At 44.6% G+C, this 17,833-nt stretch carries 15 protein-coding genes and 1 pseudogene; 6 read left to right on the top strand and 10 right to left on the bottom strand.

Annotation, left to right across the window (positions count from 1 at the left end; all coding sequences use genetic code 11):
• Positions 1-3: 3 nt before the first annotated feature.
• The 4 genes from hflD (at position 4) to ABWV76_RS04395 (ending at position 3,754) form a co-directional block, all read left to right on the top strand.
• Positions 4-639, top strand: coding sequence for a high frequency lysogenization protein HflD (gene hflD / locus ABWV76_RS04410; protein ID WP_020415256.1), 636 nt, complete (start codon positions 4-6; stop codon positions 637-639).
• 15 nt (positions 640-654) lie between these two features.
• Positions 655-2,028 carry an adenylosuccinate lyase gene (purB, locus tag ABWV76_RS04405; RefSeq protein WP_020415255.1) on the top strand — a complete coding sequence of 458 codons (1,374 nt, stop codon included), beginning with the start codon at positions 655-657 and terminating at the stop codon, positions 2,026-2,028.
• A gap of 129 nt (positions 2,029-2,157) precedes the next feature.
• On the top strand, positions 2,158-3,312 hold the full coding sequence (locus tag ABWV76_RS04400; protein ID WP_020415254.1) for a cupin domain-containing protein: 1,155 nt from the start codon (positions 2,158-2,160) through the stop codon (positions 3,310-3,312).
• A gap of 1 nt (position 3,313) precedes the next feature.
• Positions 3,314-3,754, top strand: coding sequence for a GNAT family N-acetyltransferase (locus tag ABWV76_RS04395; RefSeq protein ID WP_353375345.1), 441 nt, complete (start codon positions 3,314-3,316; stop codon positions 3,752-3,754).
• Between the two features lie 38 nt (positions 3,755-3,792).
• Here the strand turns inward: ABWV76_RS04395 and ABWV76_RS04390 are convergent, their stop codons facing one another.
• The 3 genes from ABWV76_RS04390 to ABWV76_RS04380 form a co-directional block, all read right to left on the bottom strand.
• Positions 3,793-4,401: a TMEM175 family protein gene (locus tag ABWV76_RS04390; protein ID WP_353375344.1), complete on the bottom strand. Its 609-nt coding sequence runs from the start codon at positions 4,399-4,401 to the stop codon at positions 3,793-3,795.
• Between the two features lie 451 nt (positions 4,402-4,852).
• On the bottom strand, positions 4,853-5,473 hold the full coding sequence (locus ABWV76_RS04385; RefSeq protein WP_353375343.1) for a flavodoxin family protein: 621 nt from the start codon (positions 5,471-5,473) through the stop codon (positions 4,853-4,855).
• The gene (locus tag ABWV76_RS04380) at positions 5,470-6,357 is read right to left on the bottom strand and encodes an arylamine N-acetyltransferase family protein (protein WP_353375342.1); all 888 of its coding nucleotides are present in this window, start codon (positions 6,355-6,357) and stop codon (positions 5,470-5,472) included. Before ABWV76_RS04380 ends, ABWV76_RS04385 begins: the two co-directional genes overlap by 4 nt.
• A gap of 186 nt (positions 6,358-6,543) precedes the next feature.
• Here ABWV76_RS04380 and ABWV76_RS04375 point away from each other — a divergent pair, with 186 nt between their 5' ends.
• Together ABWV76_RS04375 and ABWV76_RS04370 are read left to right on the top strand one after the other, a co-directional pair.
• The gene (locus ABWV76_RS04375) at positions 6,544-7,500 is read left to right on the top strand and encodes a ribonuclease Z (protein WP_353375341.1); all 957 of its coding nucleotides are present in this window, start codon (positions 6,544-6,546) and stop codon (positions 7,498-7,500) included.
• 144 nt (positions 7,501-7,644) lie between these two features.
• On the top strand, positions 7,645-8,811 hold the full coding sequence (locus ABWV76_RS04370; protein ID WP_353375340.1) for an alpha-hydroxy acid oxidase: 1,167 nt from the start codon (positions 7,645-7,647) through the stop codon (positions 8,809-8,811).
• A 96-nt stretch (positions 8,812-8,907) separates the two neighbouring features.
• On the opposite strand, the gene ABWV76_RS04365 is transcribed toward ABWV76_RS04370, so the two are convergent.
• The 7 genes and pseudogenes from ABWV76_RS04365 to ABWV76_RS04335 form a co-directional block, all read right to left on the bottom strand.
• Positions 8,908-10,434, bottom strand: a complete 1,527-nt coding sequence (locus ABWV76_RS04365; protein ID WP_353375339.1) for an efflux transporter outer membrane subunit — start codon at positions 10,432-10,434, stop codon at positions 8,908-8,910.
• Positions 10,412-11,533, bottom strand: a complete 1,122-nt coding sequence (locus ABWV76_RS04360; RefSeq protein ID WP_353375338.1) for an HlyD family secretion protein — start codon at positions 11,531-11,533, stop codon at positions 10,412-10,414. Before ABWV76_RS04360 ends, ABWV76_RS04365 begins: the two co-directional genes overlap by 23 nt.
• Positions 11,534-11,535: 2 nt before the next feature.
• Positions 11,536-11,748, bottom strand: coding sequence for a DUF1656 domain-containing protein (locus tag ABWV76_RS04355; protein ID WP_353375337.1), 213 nt, complete (start codon positions 11,746-11,748; stop codon positions 11,536-11,538).
• Positions 11,749-11,765: 17 nt separating this feature from the next.
• Complete coding sequence (locus ABWV76_RS04350) at positions 11,766-13,946, bottom strand: FUSC family protein (RefSeq protein WP_353375336.1); 2,181 nt, start codon at positions 13,944-13,946, stop codon at positions 11,766-11,768.
• A gap of 383 nt (positions 13,947-14,329) precedes the next feature.
• Positions 14,330-14,761, bottom strand: coding sequence for a hypothetical protein (locus tag ABWV76_RS04345; protein WP_353375335.1), 432 nt, complete (start codon positions 14,759-14,761; stop codon positions 14,330-14,332).
• A pseudogene (locus ABWV76_RS04340) lies at positions 14,703-15,107 on the bottom strand (transposase); the annotation flags it as partial. The gene ABWV76_RS04345 and the pseudogene ABWV76_RS04340, both read right to left, overlap by 59 nt.
• A gap of 384 nt (positions 15,108-15,491) precedes the next feature.
• Positions 15,492-17,024, bottom strand: a complete 1,533-nt coding sequence (locus ABWV76_RS04335) for a hypothetical protein (RefSeq protein ID WP_353375334.1) — start codon at positions 17,022-17,024, stop codon at positions 15,492-15,494.
• Between the last annotated feature and the right edge of the window lie 809 nt (positions 17,025-17,833).

The raw sequence follows: 17,833 nt of genomic DNA, 5'->3' as shown, positions 1-17,833 counted from the left end.
ATTTTGAATAACTGGCGGGATCAGGCATTGGCACTGGCCGGAATTTTTCAATCCGCAACTCTGGTGGAGCGCCTTGCCAAAACTGGCACGGCGCCCCAGGCGCAACTGGAAACGGGGGTGTACAGCCTCTTCCAGATTAACCCCGACCGCACTGAGGATATTTTTGCAGGGGCAAAGCACCTGCTGCCCGGCCTTAAGGTCTCCAAACAAATATTGCAGTCCCGGCAACATCCCGAGTACACAGATTGCCTGCGCTACACACTCTCCGTCCTCTACTTGCAACGACAATTGAGCAAGAAAAAGGACCTGCTTTCCGTTATCGGCAGCCGCCTGGAGAAAGCCAAGGGTCAAGCCGAACACTTTTCACTGACTCACGAAAATATCTTTTCCAATCTGGCCAGCACCTATAGTGACACCCTCGGCACCTTCCGCTTTCGTATTCAGGTTCTTGGCGATTTTAACTACCTGCAACAGCAACGTATCGCCAATCAAATTCGCTCAATGCTGTTTGCCGGTGTTCGCTCGGCGACACTATGGCGACAGCTGGGTGGGCGTCGCCTACACCTGTTGTTCCAACGCAAAAAGCTTTTGCGTGCGACCGACGAATGGATCGCACATATCGAATCTATAGAACACTAATCCCGGAGATTTACTATGACAGTTGAGCTTTCCGCACTCACAGCGGTATCCCCTATTGATGGTCGCTACGAGAGCAAGACTGCCCCCCTGCGTGAAATTTTCAGTGAATACGGCCTGATCCGCGCCCGCGTTGAAGTGGAAGTACGCTGGCTGCAAAAACTTTCCGCACATAAAGAGATCGCCGAAGTTGAGCAGTTTGACGAAGCTGCCAACAAGCTGCTCGATAGCATTGTGGCCGACTTCTCCCTGGAAGATGCTGAGCGCATCAAGGAAATCGAGCGCACCACCAACCACGATGTAAAAGCGGTTGAATACTTCCTCAAGGATAAAATCAGCAGCAATGCCCAGCTGGCAACAGTGAGCGAATTCGTACACTTTGCCTGCACCTCTGAGGACATTAACAACCTGTCCCACGCCCTGATGCTTCGCGCCGGTCGCGACAACGTCATGTTGCCTGCGATGGAAGCCCTGATTGACGCTATCGTAGACCTGGCCCAGGACTTTGCCGACGTACCCATGCTGTCCCGTACTCACGGCCAGACAGCCAGCCCGTCTACTGTTGGTAAAGAACTTGCCAACGTGGCCGCGCGCCTGCGCCGCCAGGTAGCACAGATTAAAGCGGTACCGCTACTGGGTAAAATTAACGGCGCGGTAGGTAATTACAACGCTCACCTGTCCGCCTATCCCAATATTGATTGGGAGCAAAATGCTGAAGAATTCATTTCTTCCCTGGGCCTTACCTGGAACCCCTACACCACCCAGATCGAGCCCCACGACTACATTGCTGAGCTGTTCGACGCTGTTGCCCGCTTTAACACCATCCTGATCGATTTTGACCGCGATGTGTGGGGCTATATCTCCCTGGGTTACTTCAAGCAAAAAGTCGTTGCCGGTGAAGTTGGCTCCTCCACCATGCCGCACAAAGTTAACCCCATTGACTTCGAAAACTCCGAAGGCAACCTGGGTATCGCCAACGCCGTATTCCAGCACCTGGCAGCCAAACTTCCAGTATCCCGCTGGCAGCGCGACCTGACAGACTCCACCGTGCTGCGCAATATGGGGGTGGGTGCGGGCTACTCCACCATTGCCTATGCCGCCACCATGAAAGGCCTGGGCAAACTGGAAATCAACCGCGAGCGCCTGGCGGAAGACCTGGATAATTCATGGGAAGTATTGGCAGAGCCGATCCAAACGGTTATGCGTCGCTACAACATTGAAGAGCCTTACGAGAAACTGAAGGCCCTCACCCGTGGCCAGGGCATCACCCGTGAAACCCTGAAAGTATTTATCGAGAACCTGGAGATTCCCGCGGAAGCCAAGAGCGACCTGCTGGAAATGACTCCGGCATCCTATATCGGTAACGCCGTGGAACAGGCTCGTAAAATTTAAACGAGTCCGGCTACCAGCCGCACCTGGTGCGGCTGGTCATCTTTTAAAAAATACAAAAGTACGCTGGATAGTTTCCGAGCCTCAGAATATCCAGACACAAACCCCAGCCTTCTGACAGTGAGAGTTACCGTGGCCAGCCCCCTTACCCACCTTGGCGACATGCCCATCGAAGTTTTTATGCGTGACTATTGGCAGCAGAAACCCCTGCTGATACGCAATGCTTTCGCCAATTTTGAGTCGCCCATTTCCGGGGAAGAACTCGCAGGTATGGCCCTGGAGGAAGCGGTCGAATCTCGCTTGGTATTGGAGAATGGCAAGAGCGGTCCCTGGGAGCTGCGCACAGGTCCATTCACTGAAGAAGATTTTCTTTCCCTCCCTAAAACCCACTGGACCCTGCTGGTACAAGCTGTCGATCAGTGGATGTCAGAAATTGCTGAACTGAAAGATTTCTTCCGCTTTATCCCCGACTGGCGCCTGGATGATGTGATGATCAGTTACGCCGCCGATAAGGGCAGCGTTGGTCCCCACTACGATCACTACGATGTGTTTCTTCTCCAGGCCGAAGGCAAGCGTTTGTGGCAACAAGGCCCCAAGGTGGATGAAAGCAATCCTCGCCTTGAAGGAACGTCCCTCAATATCCTGAAAGAATTCGAAGCAGAAAACAGCTGGGTACTAGAGCCCGGCGATATGCTTTACTTGCCGCCCCAATACAGCCACTGGGGAATAGCCGAAGGCGGATGCACCACAATTTCCATTGGTTTCCGCGCCCCTTCCGCCGCCGCGATCCTCGAAGATCTCGCCGCTGAAATCGCTATGGATTTACCGGACAGCCAGCGCTACACCGATGCCGGTGCTGAAGTGGCGAAAAACCCAGCGGAAATTGATCCCGCCTCTGTTGCCCGCCTGCAACAACAGCTCGGCGAGTGGCTGCAGCAACCGGAAAAAATCGCCCAGTGGTTTGGCGCGGTTATGACTGAAGCAAAATACCCGGACACAGTGGCATTGGATGCAGATGACGCAGTAGATTGGCGCGAGCAGATGCCCAAGGGAGTACAACTGGTATTAAACCCCGCCTCCCGCGCTGCCTTTTGCCGCGAACCAGCCACTTTGTTTGTTGATGGTGAGGCCTTCCCCTGCCCACTGGTATTTGCCGAACAGTTCGCTGACTCCCATGAAGTAACCTGGAATGATATCGAAGCTTTCCCGGAAATAGCCGAAGTCAGCGGCCTTCTCGATCAACTGGTTGCACAGGGCACATTGATCTATCCACCTGAGGACTTCTGAAATGGACACTCTCATTCGCCCAGCTGAATGGAATAGTGAAAGGGAGAGAATTCGGGCAATTCGAGAAGCCGTATTTGTGCGAGAACAAAATGTTCCCATGGAATTGGAGTGGGATGATCAAGAAGAAAGCGCACAACACTTCCTGGTTTTTCGTACAGGCATTCCAGTTGGCACTGGTCGGTTGACAACAGATGGTAAGATTGGCCGCATGGCGATTAGCAAAGCTGCCCGTGGCCTGGGACTCGGTGCTCAACTACTAATAGCAATCTGTAATCATGCTAAACAGCATGGTTATCGCAAAGTCTACCTTCACGCCCAACAACATGCCAAAGGCTTTTATGCTAAAGCTGGTTTTACAACGGAGGGGCCTGTTTTTTATGAAGCCGGAATCCCTCATATTAAAATGTTGCAAGAGTTCGACTGCCCCTTACAAAAGAGTTAACCGTAGTATTACACTGTACAGGCCTTTCCCATCAGAGACTAATCAGCCTCGACAAAGACATAACGCTCCATTAGGTAAGCTAATGGAGCTATACCCACAACGTACGTTATCCAAAGCGCCAATCCCCAATAGGGATTAAAGATTGTTAAGAGACATGCCAAAATGCTGGTCAGCAACATGACCATGCTCACTAATAGCACCCTTTTCCCACTCACACTCGCTCTATTTGGAGCAATAAACCACATTCCTGCAATTGCCAGCGCAGCAACTGCGTAACTGATGGACAATAAAATTACCGACCAGGCTTGATCTGGATACTCTCCCAACAAAGCCGATGGAAAAGGAATAAAAGCAACCGCACCAAGTAATAGAAAGTTAAGGCTGGTAAAGCCCACAGACTTAGACTCATGATCAGCCATCAAGTGATTGTGGTTGATCCATAAACGACAAAGGATTGCAACACTCAATAGCCAGGAAAATATATGAGGAATCTGTTGCTGCATTTTGGTTTGAAAATCCTCGCCCGGCTTAATATCTACCAAGTCAGGAATTTGAATGTTAAACACCAGCAGGGTCATGGCGATAGCAAAAACGCCATCACTGAGTGCATTGATACGACTAGACAAAAAGGACTTGTGTTGCATCATTTCTATCGCGCAAAGCTAGCTATTACTAAGTTAAGTCCAAACCCTTCTTTTAGCCGCTGCTAGCGCAAATAGTCGCCCTTTGTTCGCTATATAACTTCAACCTTACCTTCTGATTACCGAATACTCGGATTTTTAAATTAATTAGTTAAAATATATGATAACGACTTTGTAAGTGTATAGTTTTTACATTTACTGTTGGCTAAATATGCAGTCCCCAAGCTGTATTCAAAAGATAAAAGACTTGATGCTAATGCTATTGGTGGGTCAATCGATTCCCAGCCCTTTCGCTGCGGGAGAAGCATCCCGCAGCGAAAGGTTGCTGTTCACTTGCAATTGCATATGGCGCCACAGGTATTTACGAACCCTTCGCACTTGGTAGGTCGATAGATGAGTAACAAGTAGCCAAAATTCAAGCACTACTCCCAGGAGAAGACTGCCAAATTAATTGGCTCTAAACTCTCTCCACCTCCTCTCTTTGCAGGGTAGCGACCGTAGAAATACTGGCGGTATAATTTCCTCTAGAGACAACACGCCCGACCCGCTCTCCCAAATATACTGCAGTTAGCCGATCCAGCTCATGAATACCACCCCCACTCTCCTCTACGGCAATCAAACCCAACTGGCAACCACCTCGATTTCTCCCTTGCATATCCCGACTAGGTAAGATATCGAGAGGGACCCAGAGCATTCCCATTTGGGAGGAAAATATCTGCAGGGCCTGGATGGTATTAAGCTGATCTCCACTGTAGTTGCTGCCAATAGTAAATCCCGCAGCCAACTTGTCCGCCCATTTAAGCTCACTGTAACGATCACTGGCAGCATCTATAAATGACTTAAATTGCGCTGAAACATTCCCCATAAAAGTTGGCGAACCCAGCACAATCGCCTCACACTCGTCCAACTGAGCCATTATTCTTTGGTTATCGAAGCGCCCTGCCCGTATATGCTGTCCCTCAACAGCCAAGGCTATCCCCTCACACCCGGTTAGATTATTAACCCCCTTTACAACAGCTTCTGCGAGTGCCTTGGTAGTGCCGCAAACTGAATGGTAAACAACTCCCACCTTAATCATGAGGCTACTCTGCTGATTGTTGCACCGACGTTTTTTGTACCTTGATGGAAAGACTGCCCCTGAAAAATACTGGCCAGCCTCCGATCAACTTCGGCACCTGTCGGCACCTCAATACCAAATACATCCAACAAAGTTCGGCGAAGCTCCTTAACATTGGCGAGCATTATTACGCTTTTGGGGCCAATAATCGGCTGGTAGCTCAATTGACGATTGATCAAAGCATGTCGCCCCTCGGAAAATGCCCGCGCTGCAATCAAGTGTTCTACAAAGCGGGATTCCGGGTGGGTGCAGCAATACCAATTGGCGATTTTATAATCACCAGCCGTACGGGGGCTCAAATCAAAGCTATACATAGCTTGCCAAACCCCCTCGACCTTTACCTGTAACAGGTAATCTCTATTATCTGTTCGGGTCAAACGATAAGTGCCGTGGGGAGTAGTCTGGAGATCTGTGGAATCCAAACGCATCGGCGCAGTGAGTGTATTACTGCCAAACCCTGCATCCAACAAGTAAGGGACTTCATCTACTTCTACCAACAGTATCATGTGTGATTGTGCAGGTTGATGTCCCACAGGGGTTTGCCAAAGGACACGCGCGGCAAGGCCGATAACTGCAAAGCCTATCTGCTGCAAAGCAGCGCGCAAGAGAGCATTCTGCTCGAAACAGTATCCCCCCCTCAAGTGGCGTACGAGCTTATCCTCGATAGCGGAAATTTCAATATCTACTGCCCCCCCTAAAAAAGATGTCACATTCTCAAAAGGAATTGTCCGCACATGATGGGATAAGAGACCCTTGAGCGTCGGTAAATCAACAGCAGGCATGCGGTTATAGCCGATACGCTCCAAGTAACCTCGCAAGTTGATTCTTTGTGTTTCTGCGGTCATTTGTCTCATTTCCTCTTTGCCAATCAATTTTGCAAAGTAGTTTAATACCTCAACTTTACTTTAGGTCAACACCGATTACCCAGCTTCTTGGTTACTGTGATATCGCCAAATATACTAACTATGATTCCCTCTTCCCGACTTGACATCGTGTGTATGATTGGGGGCAACAACAGAGGTAAATGCTCATTGGAACTATTGTTTTTGGGTACATCGTCCGGTACTCCCACAAAGGACAGAAACGTAAGCGCTGTCGCATTAATAGAAAGTCAAGGTAAAAGCTGGTACCTGATCGACTGCGGTGAGGGAACTCAACATCAAATCCTTCATACTCCCCTGTCCTTAAACTCTCTAAGCGCAATTTTCATCACCCATGTCCATGGTGATCATTGCTATGGACTACCAGGACTATTGGCAAGTGCGGGGATGCAAGGCAGAGCTAAACCACTGACTGTAGTAGCACCAAAGGCTATACGTGACTGGCTTATATCTACGCAGGCATGCACTGAACTCTACCTACCATTTGAGTTGAATTTTTTTCCTTCGGAGAAATTACCTACCTTGGACCAAGGACAGTTTATGATTTCCCTGACTAAACTTTCCCACAGGGTGCCCTCGTACGCTTACAGTTTTACCGAGAGAAAAATACGGGCTTCCTTAGATATCGAAAAATTGTGTCTAGCAGGCATCCCCCAAGGGCCCTTATGGGGCAAACTGAGAGCCGGGATTAATATTATCCATAATGGCCGGGAATACTCTTCTACAGAGTTTCTTCACCAAAAGCAAAAGCCAAGAAAAATTGTGATCTGTGGAGATAATGACAGCCCAGAATTGTTAAAAAAAGCCTGCGTAGAGTGTGACCTTCTCGTTCATGAGTCTACTTTTACTGATGATATGGCTGAAAAAGCTGTAAAGGTCGGACACAGCTGTGCCAAGCAGGTGGCATCTTTTGCAGAGCAAGCAACTGTACCCAACCTGATTTTGACCCATTTCAGCCCGCGATACCAATCAAGAGCTGATATAACTCCCTCAATTAATGACATATACCTCGAAGCTCAATCTGTATACAGAGGCAATCTACAACTAGCTTCTGACTTTAAACGGTTCGAGTTAGATAAAACTGGAAAACTGAGGTCGCACATTTAAAGTTATGCTCTATGTTTTCACCGAAAGCAGAACAGGAAGCCTGGATACAATTAATACTCTCCAAGATTCCTGCAATTCAATAAGAACTAATACTTCACACTTCAACTGCTAACCTGAAGGAAATAACCGGGCAGGAAATACCAAATGGTACAAATCAATGAACTATTTAATCGGCACTTCGCAAGCAGCCAAAGATTAAGGAAGAAAGCTAAAAAGAAAATTCCGAAGTTTGCCTATGACTACCTCACTGAAGGCTGTATGGATGATATAGGCCTTAGCCGAAATCGAATTCCCTTTAAATCTGTCGAATTCACACCGCAATACATCAAGCGGCCGACTGAGCCGGATATAAGCTGCAAACTGTTTGATTACCATTACAGCGCACCATTTGGAATTGCACCCGTAGGTCTCCAGGGACTAATGTGGCCAGATGCTCCTGTCATACTGGCAGATGCTGCCTATAGACATGAAATTCCTTACATTCTCAGTACCGTATCCTCTGAATCACTAGAACGCATAGCGGAAGTAACCCAGGGAATGGCGTGGTACCAACTATATAATCCCACTGAACCTTCCATCCTAACCGATCTTCTTAAGCGCTTGGAGAGAGCTCAATATCAAAATCTAGCAATTACCGTTGATGTACCCACCTTCGGTTTAAGGCCGCGGGACTTCCACAATGGTCTTGCTATGCCTCCAAAACTTACACTAAAAAACATCTATCAAGCAGCCATCCGGCCTCATTGGAGTTTAGCCACTCTCGTGCACGGGCTGCCCCAGTTCAAGAACCTTACTCCATATATGAGCAAAGAGAGCAAGAAATTGGAACTCACTGAGTTTATGAATACAGCTACTATGGGGCCACTGGATTTTGACAGTTTAAAAAGTATTCGAGATCGTTGGCCACACAAACTAATCATCAAAGGTATTATGAGCAAACCCGATGTTGATAAAGCAATCGCATTAGGTGCCGATGGAGTGATTATTTCGAATCATGGCGCACGTCAACTAGACCAAGGAGAGGCTACATTACCCTTAGTTCAGGAGCTTAAAACGACATACCAGAGTAAGATTCCACTTCTTATAGACAGTGGGCTTAGGTCGGGCGCAGATGTAGCAAGTGCCCTTTCTCTTGGAGCGCAATTCAGCTTTCTGGGTCGTTTTTTTATGTACAGTGTTTGTGCACTAGGTAAAGAGGGAGCAGATCATGCAATTTACCTATTGAAAGCACAGCTAACACAGATAATGCAACAGGTCGGGGCAAAAAAAATCTCAGAACTACCCGGAAAAGCCAAGCTTAAAAATTTCTAAATTAATAATCAAGAATACATATCTTATATTTTAAAGTTAGTGAGCCCATTCTCAATTGAATAATCAAACAACTGAATCTGGATTAATAGTAATGAGTTAATCTAAAAGCTTATCCCAGTAATGAGTACGTCTAAGCATATCCTCTATAGTTTCCTCTGGTAGTAATTCTAAAGGCATAAGTCCATCATTTATTTGCCACCCTCCCCCAAGAGACAAATATACCTGCACCAGACTTGTTGCCACTGCACCCTGTGCGACAACAAGTATATCCTGCTGATTAAGGTTGGAAACCAAGGTTGTAATGACCGTATTAAATTCTATTTCTCCACCTATATATTGTGTAAATGAGAGGTCTACAGATTCCCTCGATGCCTGAGCAGCCGTTTCATAGAAAACCTGTTGCTCTTGTGATTTAAGATAAGCAACTATTGCATTTTCTACATCCACCTGCGCTTGTAAAACAACTTGTTGGTAGTCTGAAACAAGCTGTTGGAAGGTTGCATCCTGTAAGCGGACATTATTACGCAGTCGTCCATAATTAAAGATATTCCAATCAAATTCCAAAAATATATCCCATGCATCGCTACTACCATTAAGCTGCCCCCCTCTGATATCGATCGCTCCGATCAACCCCCCAATCGAAAAGTTTGGGTAAAGCTCAGCTCTCGCAACCCCAATCAGTTCCCCCTGAGCAGCAAGTAGGCGCTCTGCCTGTCGGATATCCGGGCGCTGCCTTAAGAGATCTTGAGGCATACCAATAGCTGTGATTGCGGGTACATGAGGTACCGTTGGCGATACGGAAAGTATATCGTTCAGACTATGCGGAGGCATACCAAGCAGTATTGCCAAGGTATTTTTTAGTTGCTGGAGAATAATTTCCAATCCGGGAACAGTAGCTTCTGTATTACTCAGTAAAGTTTGTGCTTGTTCAGCATCCAATGCACTAACTTCACCTGCTTGAAATTTCACTTCCGCAATTCTTAAACCTTCTCTCTGTATACGAATATTTTCTCTTGCTACTTCAATTCGACGCTTGACGGTGCGTATATTGATATATGTCTGAGCTACTTGCGCAATGATAGAAATGAGTAGCCCATCATATTCAGCCATACTAGCTTCAAAATCCGCTGCAGCCGAGTTCACCAAACGCCTCAGCTGCCCCCACATATCCAATTCCCAAGTTAAATTAAAGTTAAGATAATATTCACTTTGTAGGTTTCCAGTTATTCCCGAGCGAACGTATTTTGAACGATCCACAAGCCCTTCAATTTGCTGTATTTGTGGATATTGATCTCCAATTGCGATAGCCAAAAGCTGTTGCGCTTGCAGTGCCCTGAGAGCAGCAGATCTTAACTCCAGATTATTTTCTATTGCTTGGGCTACAAGCTCATCCAGTACCGGGTCAGAGAAAGCCGATTGCCACCAAAAGGGATTGACCGCCTCCAGGATATCTAGGCGTTTATCATTTTGGTAAACCCATGAATCCTCAATGGTTACGGGAGGTGGTACATAGTCTGGGCCCAGCATACAGCCGCTGCCAATAAATAGATAAATAATGCCCAGAGCCAATCGTTGGCTTATAGAGCTTATATAGCTGGAGTTATGGAGAGTGCGCCGCTTCATCTTGTTCGGCGCTCGCAGTATCGCTCAATATGAGCACTGAACTGGTAAACCCAACACGAAGATCAACAGACTCAGGCCTTTCCGTCAAGTGAACTCTCACAGGAATCCGCTGTGCTAGACGAATCCATTCAAATGTTGGGTTTACCCTTGGCAGCAAGTCATTACCAGCAGTTCCATCATCCTGCGCTATCCCCCAGCCAATACTCTCTACATAACCCTTGAGGGGCCTATGAGGATAAGCCATCAATGTCACAATTGCCTTATCCCCTGGCGAAATTCGACGGATAAAGGTCTCTCGAAAATAGCCCTCTATTCGGTAAGTACTAACATCTACTATTGATAGTGCCGGTTGGTTCGCTACAGCTTGATCACCATAGCGAAAGTCCAGATTTGTCACATAACCTGAAACTGGTGCAGTAACAGTTGTGTACTCAAGATTGAGTTCAGCTTGTCGCACCATCGCAAGAGCTGCACGCACACCTGGATTATCCGCTCCAAGAGCACCAAGTTGCGCCCGAACTCTCGCCAAATCTGCTTGTGACTGCTCTAAAACAGCTAAGGACTCAGCGAGGCTGGCCTCTGCACCCGCACGATACTCCACAGAGGATTCATAATCAGCTTGCGCAGCCTGAAGGGACCGCACTGAAGTGGCACGTTGAGGAAGTAATTCCTGTTGACGCTCAAACTCTGCTCTGGATTTCATGATTTCCGCATCCAGAGCATTGATATTACTCTGAGCCAGGTCTATTGCTGCAGAGGATTCCCGCAGTCTGGCTTCATAAGCCAGAATATTTTCCCTTTGTGCGTTATAGGTATCAATTGCCTCTTCATATTGAGCCCGGGCTTCCGCCAAGGCAGCCTCATAGATTCTTGGATCTATTTGGAATAGGAGTTCGCCTGCATTGACAAACTGGTTATCTCGAATTGGTAATTCTACTACTTGACCAGAAACTCTGGGAGTAACCTGAATTATATCCGCTTGGACTTTCCCATCTCTTGTCCACGGATTATTAAGGTATTTCCAGAACTGGAGAACCAGCGAAAATAAAGCAAGGAAAACCATACCTCCCGTCAGTATGTATTTTCTATGCTTTTTCACCCTCATATACCCACAAATACCGACCCAATAAAGACTGAGTAAATTATGCTTAACGAAATAACTACAATTGGCGGATTTGCAAAGTATCTAGATAGACGATAACGATCCAGAACCCTAGCTGTAAGTAATGCCGCTATAACTCCAAGTACGCCTGCAACCAGAACAGGAGAAATAAAAAACCCACCTATAGATACATCGTGAGGTACCTTTTCCATACTTTTACCTATTCGGTTCAGAGGCATCTCTCTTCACAGAAGTATTTCCAGTCCACTGATTCTGACAAACGAAAAAATTCAGCCAGATAGTTATTAATACAATGCGTAACACCCAAAAAATACAAGAAATTAGACACTCCTTCTTTTGACTGTTCGCTACACTCTCTAAGCTCCATTAGTTCGCCGACATCGACGTTGGCCCTATCAAATATCCGCCTATACCCTCTCTTTAATGAATCGATATGAATCCTTCGTTTTCTACCTGACAAATAAAAAAATATTTTTCCTGCTAGACACCGCCATATGAATGCTTCTCGGAGCATTCTTTTTGTCGCCACTAAATTCATTTTTGACCTATCAATTCCATATAAAATTTCTACTTGATTGGCGACCAGCATAAGCAAATCAATAATCCTCCGCATTTGATCAGTAGACATACCCTTAATAGTCTTTTCATTGATTCCCTCTTTCCAATAGAGGATATTCTTATGTGAAATCATAACGATATTAAGATGATATAAGACATATAGCCGATGGAATATCGACCGATCTTTTAAACGTTGTATATCGCCCTCAACCACGAGACGAGCAGCACTATCAAGAAGCCTATCTATATTTTTCTTGAAGTTTCTCTCTGGGTGTGAGGAAAAGGGAATATTTCTTGATATAGCTAGTATGCAAAAAATTATCGCCAAGACAAATATATAGTTTGTATATACAACAAAACTATAAACTTGATCATTATTAAAATTGAATATGATCTGCGGAAAAATAAGAACCAAAGTCCTTATCATAGATTGAGCGCCAAAATACTTATTCGCAAAGTAAGAGATAACAAAAGTCCAGACAAAGATCATCGACCCCAAAGCATAATACCCAGGAAGCTTGGGCATTAAAAAAAAGTACAATGGCGCAGACATTAAACAAACTAGAATCGTGTAGGCACAAGTTTCAAACAATCTAATTTGTGGACTAACAGCAGCAATGATTGCTATGATTGTAATCAACAATACAACTAGCAATCCGCCAATCATATCCGGAACAAACAAATAGGCCAGATAGGAAATCCATATACCAACAAGCACACGAACAACATTGGCAAGCCTATCCGGATCAGGCATCAGCAAACCAAACCAATATGCGCCCTCTTCACCAGGGAATTTCAAATACGAACTCCCTAAACTTTTAATATCATTGACAGAGCTTATTAGTGCTCGAGTTTCAACCTCTAGATCATTCAATGAACGTCGTGTCACGGCTATTGCCGCGGTCTCCGAGGTTGATAGTTCCTTTACCTTATCAATATTTCCTCTAATCACTCTCTCCTGAGCACTGCCTGCTAACTGGTCTTCAGCAATGGCGAAGCGCAATCTCTTAAATCGGCTCTTCATATCCTCCAAATAGTCTTTCATTCCCAGAAGAAACTTCATTATTCCCAGATCACTGGATAGAGCCAGACCTTCTTCTAATTTAAGCAACGACTGGGTAACCGCTGTTGCACGACATCCCAAATGATTCCACTGCCTACGGCATTCCCAGATTTCGTAACTGTCAGAACTGGCATCATTAATTGCAGTACGTAAGCGTGCATCTGCTTTTAACAGTTCAACTCTCTTTTCTCTACGAATTTTCACCTTTTTTCGATCTAGAATCCTTGTAAAACACCTATCTGCAAATGCGCGGTGAGCATCTAGTAGGGAAACCGCGGCTTGATGTAGTTCTTCACGGCTACAATTCGGCCATATCAGCACAGCGACTAGGCCATAGACGATAATACCAAGCAATGACTCCTGGATACGTAAAATGCCTTCCTCATAGGAAATTGATAAGTCACCTCCTGTCGCATCCCATAACAATAAGATGACATAGCCACAAGTCATCCAAAAATATTGGTGCTTTGATCTCTGCAGAAAATATACGCAGCTTGCAACCCAAGTAGAAAGGGCAATCATAAAGAGCCAGCGATCCTGGGGAAACAACGCAACGATTATCCAGCCGCCTAATAGCGCAAAAAGAGTCCCCAAGATCCACAAAATGGCGCGATTTAAGGATTGTCCGAGATTTGCTTGGCTACACACAATAACTGCAAATCCACCCCAAAAAGGTTTCTCCCAATTAATACCCATTGCAATGGCATAAACAATTACCAGAGCCAGCGCAATTTTTATCGACTCTTTCGCATTACGAGACAGGTGCAACTTTATCTCCGAGAATTTTCACGATATAGCGGTTACGCCTTTTTATTCAATGACGCCAAAATACTAATTAACTACGGGATTGTTTATTTGACAGGAAGAAGTATGGCATATAAGGAAGCAATAAAATCAGGGATTTATAAATAGATATGGTAAGTATGGACTGTATTATAAAGTGTCAATGGGGGTTGATTGTCATCAAAGAACGTCAGAATTTTATACTCCAATACTCCATGATCGCTTGGCGAAAAGGTATGCCAATATAAATAATGACATGCAATCCTGAGAGCAAGCACTGGATATATAACTCTTAGGCAATGGGATGAGAGAAATTAAAATACAATGACGACTAAACCCATTCAAAATATATATTCCCCTTTTTCAGCTCAGATCTCCGGCGTAATCACCACCTTAAATGGCATGCCACTAGAATCAATAAACTTAACTTCTGCCGGGACATTATAAGAGGTAATTAGTGTAGGAGTCGCCAAATTCACATAGCCATTACTTTCTTGATACTCATATATACTTGCGACTACACGAAGCTGGCCTTCAGGTGTTTGTTCTTCTAATAATAGGAGCTTAATTAATTTATCTAAATGTATTTCACTTTCTACATCCCCTTCATTTAGCAAGTGTAAAGAGGCCAATTTAGCACCGTTGGGGATTGCATCTACTTTTAGCATCATAGGTGATGCAGTGCTAAATAATGCATATACAAATGTCGACATAACAACCACAATAGCAATTTCTATATGCTTATATACACCCACCAATCCCCGTTCTCTTTTCCTTAACAGGCTCTTTTTCTTTCTCAACCAAAAGAATACCTTCTGGCGCCATGGAAAATGCCGAAGCTATGGATTTTACTGACTCCCGGGAAGCACTTTCGGTCTTCTCTAATCTCTGCACAATCCTTAGACTAATGGAAAATACAACGGCCAAGTGTTGCTGGCTCAAGGCTTGCAACCAAGCTACTTGCTCTTCCCAAAATTGAAGCCATCTCCAGCAAGCACTCGATGATAGATAATAAGAGGGAGGCTCTTTCCTTCTTGCGCATAAGCTCAAAACCCATAAAATACCTTCAAAACAGGCTCGGTTATCAATGGGTTTCGCGCCACCCTTCCCACGTTTTAGCTGGGGAAGGCAAGGATGAATTACTTTCCACTGATCGTCGGGCCAACTCTGACTTGAATCGGCTCACAACTACTTGTCTTTTTACTCCGAGAGTGTGCGAGAATGGTCGATTGCTAGTTATGAAGCAGCCTCTAGTACATTACTATAATGATTGCACTACCAGAGTAAAAAGTGTAATGGCCGCATACCGATAGCCACACTTGAAGGTGGAAAAGCATCTGGGGAGAGGGTTGTAAACTGAATTTGGCCAGACAGAACACTTCCGGAAAAACCGATAAATGTTAGATCAACTCTAAACCACTATACCTAATGGGAATATGATATTAAGGCCAGCTTTATTTACCTAAATGTGTATTTACGAGATAAGATCAACCCTACTTACTTTAAGAGGAAGTGGGGCTGATCAGCACTTTAATATTTAGAAGTTTGCAGACGAACTACACCTCCAAAAGTACCCGATACTATTTCGCCCTTACCCCCAATTTGAGCAGCTGAATAAACACTATTATATTTCTCTCGATATCCTAACGGAATATGAAACACACTGTCACCCGTATCCCAATTCACAGCCTCTAGTGTCCACATACCCTGTCGCTGCCCCCAACAGTAAACTAAATTAGAGGATTCGCTCATGGTCGGCACGCCATTAGGACAGCTTATTTCTTTATTCGCCCAAAGACTACTCAAACTGCGACTGTAAGAATTCCAATGAAATTGCTCGATACCATAGGGGGCATTCTCAGGGAAATTAGAAAACAACACCGTAAGCCTTTGGGGAACACCCGGCAATCGCGAAAAATCCCAGCCATAGTCATTATTAACAACAACTGCTCGATCACCTCGAACCAAGACCGATTGCTCAGATATACTCCTTGTCGCATTGGGATTACCAAAAGTAATAGGAATTTCCGCTGCAATTCTTCTATCTTTCTCTTCAGAAATCGGTTTCCAATCCATCGGTATCTGGTCTCGCCACATCACCACCAGATTCATAAGCTCCTGACCATCAGTAAACACTATCAGCTTATCATTACCCGCATTCATTAATGTGGGCGTGGAGCCGGAACCAATTCCCAGTCGACCCGGCCAAGGTGTCTCTCCCCCAGCTTCATAGGCTGCCTTCCAGGCTCCTTTTCCTTCGTCGGCGCTCACCCTATCTCCAGACCACTGAAATCGATACATCTTTTTACTGGAAACAACATAGATACCTCCTTCTTCATCTATAGAGATTGAGTTTGATACCTCCTCACCTTCATCAACCTTTGTATGATAGAACTTATCTAGACTTCTATTGATTACCAATACCAACCCTTTGGAGGTTGCGAGACAAATATAACCATCGTAAGTCATATTCATCCCAACAATTACTTCACTCTCAGCAGTCAAAAGCTCCTCAGGTATATCAAACTTTTTATATAGATTTATACCCGATCCTGGGTCGCCCTTTATTGCATCCCCATAAACCAACAAACTTGAGCCATCCGGCACATAAAATTTGTAATCTTTATCCACAAGGACATATGCACCAGAGAGCCCTCCTGTCATTTCATCTTTTAACTTTGTATCAATCCTATTTATCTGATTTCCACTCATGTCCATTTTAAAAACAGATCCAAGTGTACTTCCCCAAACCACTCTCTTACCATTTACTTCATAGATTGGAGAGTAAGCAAGGATAATTGGAACAGGTATCGTTTCAGAGAGCTCCTTTTGAAGGCTTGCAATATCATCCAACTCTATACCTTTTAAATATGAAGACCCCTGGTTGTAGGGATTTCTATGGCTCATCGGCCAGGGAGAATCAGCCAAGAATGGGTTCTTTGGTGGATCAATAATCGACTCCGCAATTGCTATATTGAAAAAAATAGATGCAGAAAAAAAATTAATTAAAAATACAGTTCTTAAACACCGAATCAATCCAGGAAACATCAAAACATCCTCCATGTTTAATTAAACACCTAACTATAAAGCAGGGAAAATAAAACACTAAGAACTCCGAAAACCCTCCTTAAGGCTTGGCTTCTCTACAAAATATTGCTCGAGCATCCTCTAGCCAATATTATGAGGAAACTAAATTTAAGGAAAGTGCAACTTATAGAGGCGCCCCTCTTTTTGCAACAGAAACTGAAATATACTATAAAGAAAACTACCTGAATTCAACGTGAAAGATTATATAGCCCTGGTTATTATTCTCTACAAGTAGCTCCTTAAGCTTTTCATAATACTTGATAGCTTAAAGCATTTCATTAAAGATTACTTGGTGTCTTGAACAACACACCAACTTTGATAGATATCATTTTTTAAACTGATATTGTTGGAAACTATTTCGTAACTCTAATTCAGCTGACCTTAATGAAATGTGATTTTTTCGGTTAGCACGTATTCTATATGTATATATTACAAATAAATAAATTGAAGGCTCTCTTATTATTTGGGTGTTTTTAAATTACGGAACTGTTTTTATCCCAAAATTATAGAATAACTATAGCTTACCCAACTTATAATCACTGTCTCCAAGATCTATATATGTCAAATAAAATACTAATTCATTCAGTATTTTAGTAAATGTCTCCCGGAAGGCTAATTGCTAGATTCCCGGGATATACGATCTTACGTCAGTTACCTCTGCACCCCTTTCCTTGTCTAGTAGGTATTTCTTATCAACTTCCCCATAGAGAGGAGGGTACTGACGACCGCCTTAGCTCGTTAAAGTATGCGCTAGATTTGATTTCATAATGATTTGACCAGTAAAA

Source organism: Microbulbifer sp. NBRC 101763 (assembly GCF_040371615.1).
Lineage (GTDB): Bacteria > Pseudomonadota > Gammaproteobacteria > Pseudomonadales > Cellvibrionaceae > Microbulbifer > Microbulbifer variabilis.
Note: the sequence above shows the minus strand (reverse complement) of the source record. Positions and strands in the feature narration are given on the sequence as shown.

Coding starts and splice junctions, on each gene's coding strand:
- purB (WP_020415255.1), top strand. CDS start 655: ATGACAGTTGAGCTTTCCGCACTCACAGCGGTATCCCCTATTGATGGT.
- ABWV76_RS04395 (WP_353375345.1), top strand. CDS start 3,314: ATGGACACTCTCATTCGCCCAGCTGAATGGAATAGTGAAAGGGAGAGA.
- ABWV76_RS04390 (WP_353375344.1), bottom strand. CDS start 4,401: ATGATGCAACACAAGTCCTTTTTGTCTAGTCGTATCAATGCACTCAGT.
- ABWV76_RS04385 (WP_353375343.1), bottom strand. CDS start 5,473: ATGATTAAGGTGGGAGTTGTTTACCATTCAGTTTGCGGCACTACCAAG.
- ABWV76_RS04380 (WP_353375342.1), bottom strand. CDS start 6,357: ATGACCGCAGAAACACAAAGAATCAACTTGCGAGGTTACTTGGAGCGT.
- ABWV76_RS04370 (WP_353375340.1), top strand. CDS start 7,645: ATGGTACAAATCAATGAACTATTTAATCGGCACTTCGCAAGCAGCCAA.
- ABWV76_RS04365 (WP_353375339.1), bottom strand. CDS start 10,434: ATGAAGCGGCGCACTCTCCATAACTCCAGCTATATAAGCTCTATAAGC.
- ABWV76_RS04355 (WP_353375337.1), bottom strand. CDS start 11,748: ATGGAAAAGGTACCTCACGATGTATCTATAGGTGGGTTTTTTATTTCT.
- ABWV76_RS04335 (WP_353375334.1), bottom strand. CDS start 17,024: ATGGAGGATGTTTTGATGTTTCCTGGATTGATTCGGTGTTTAAGAACT.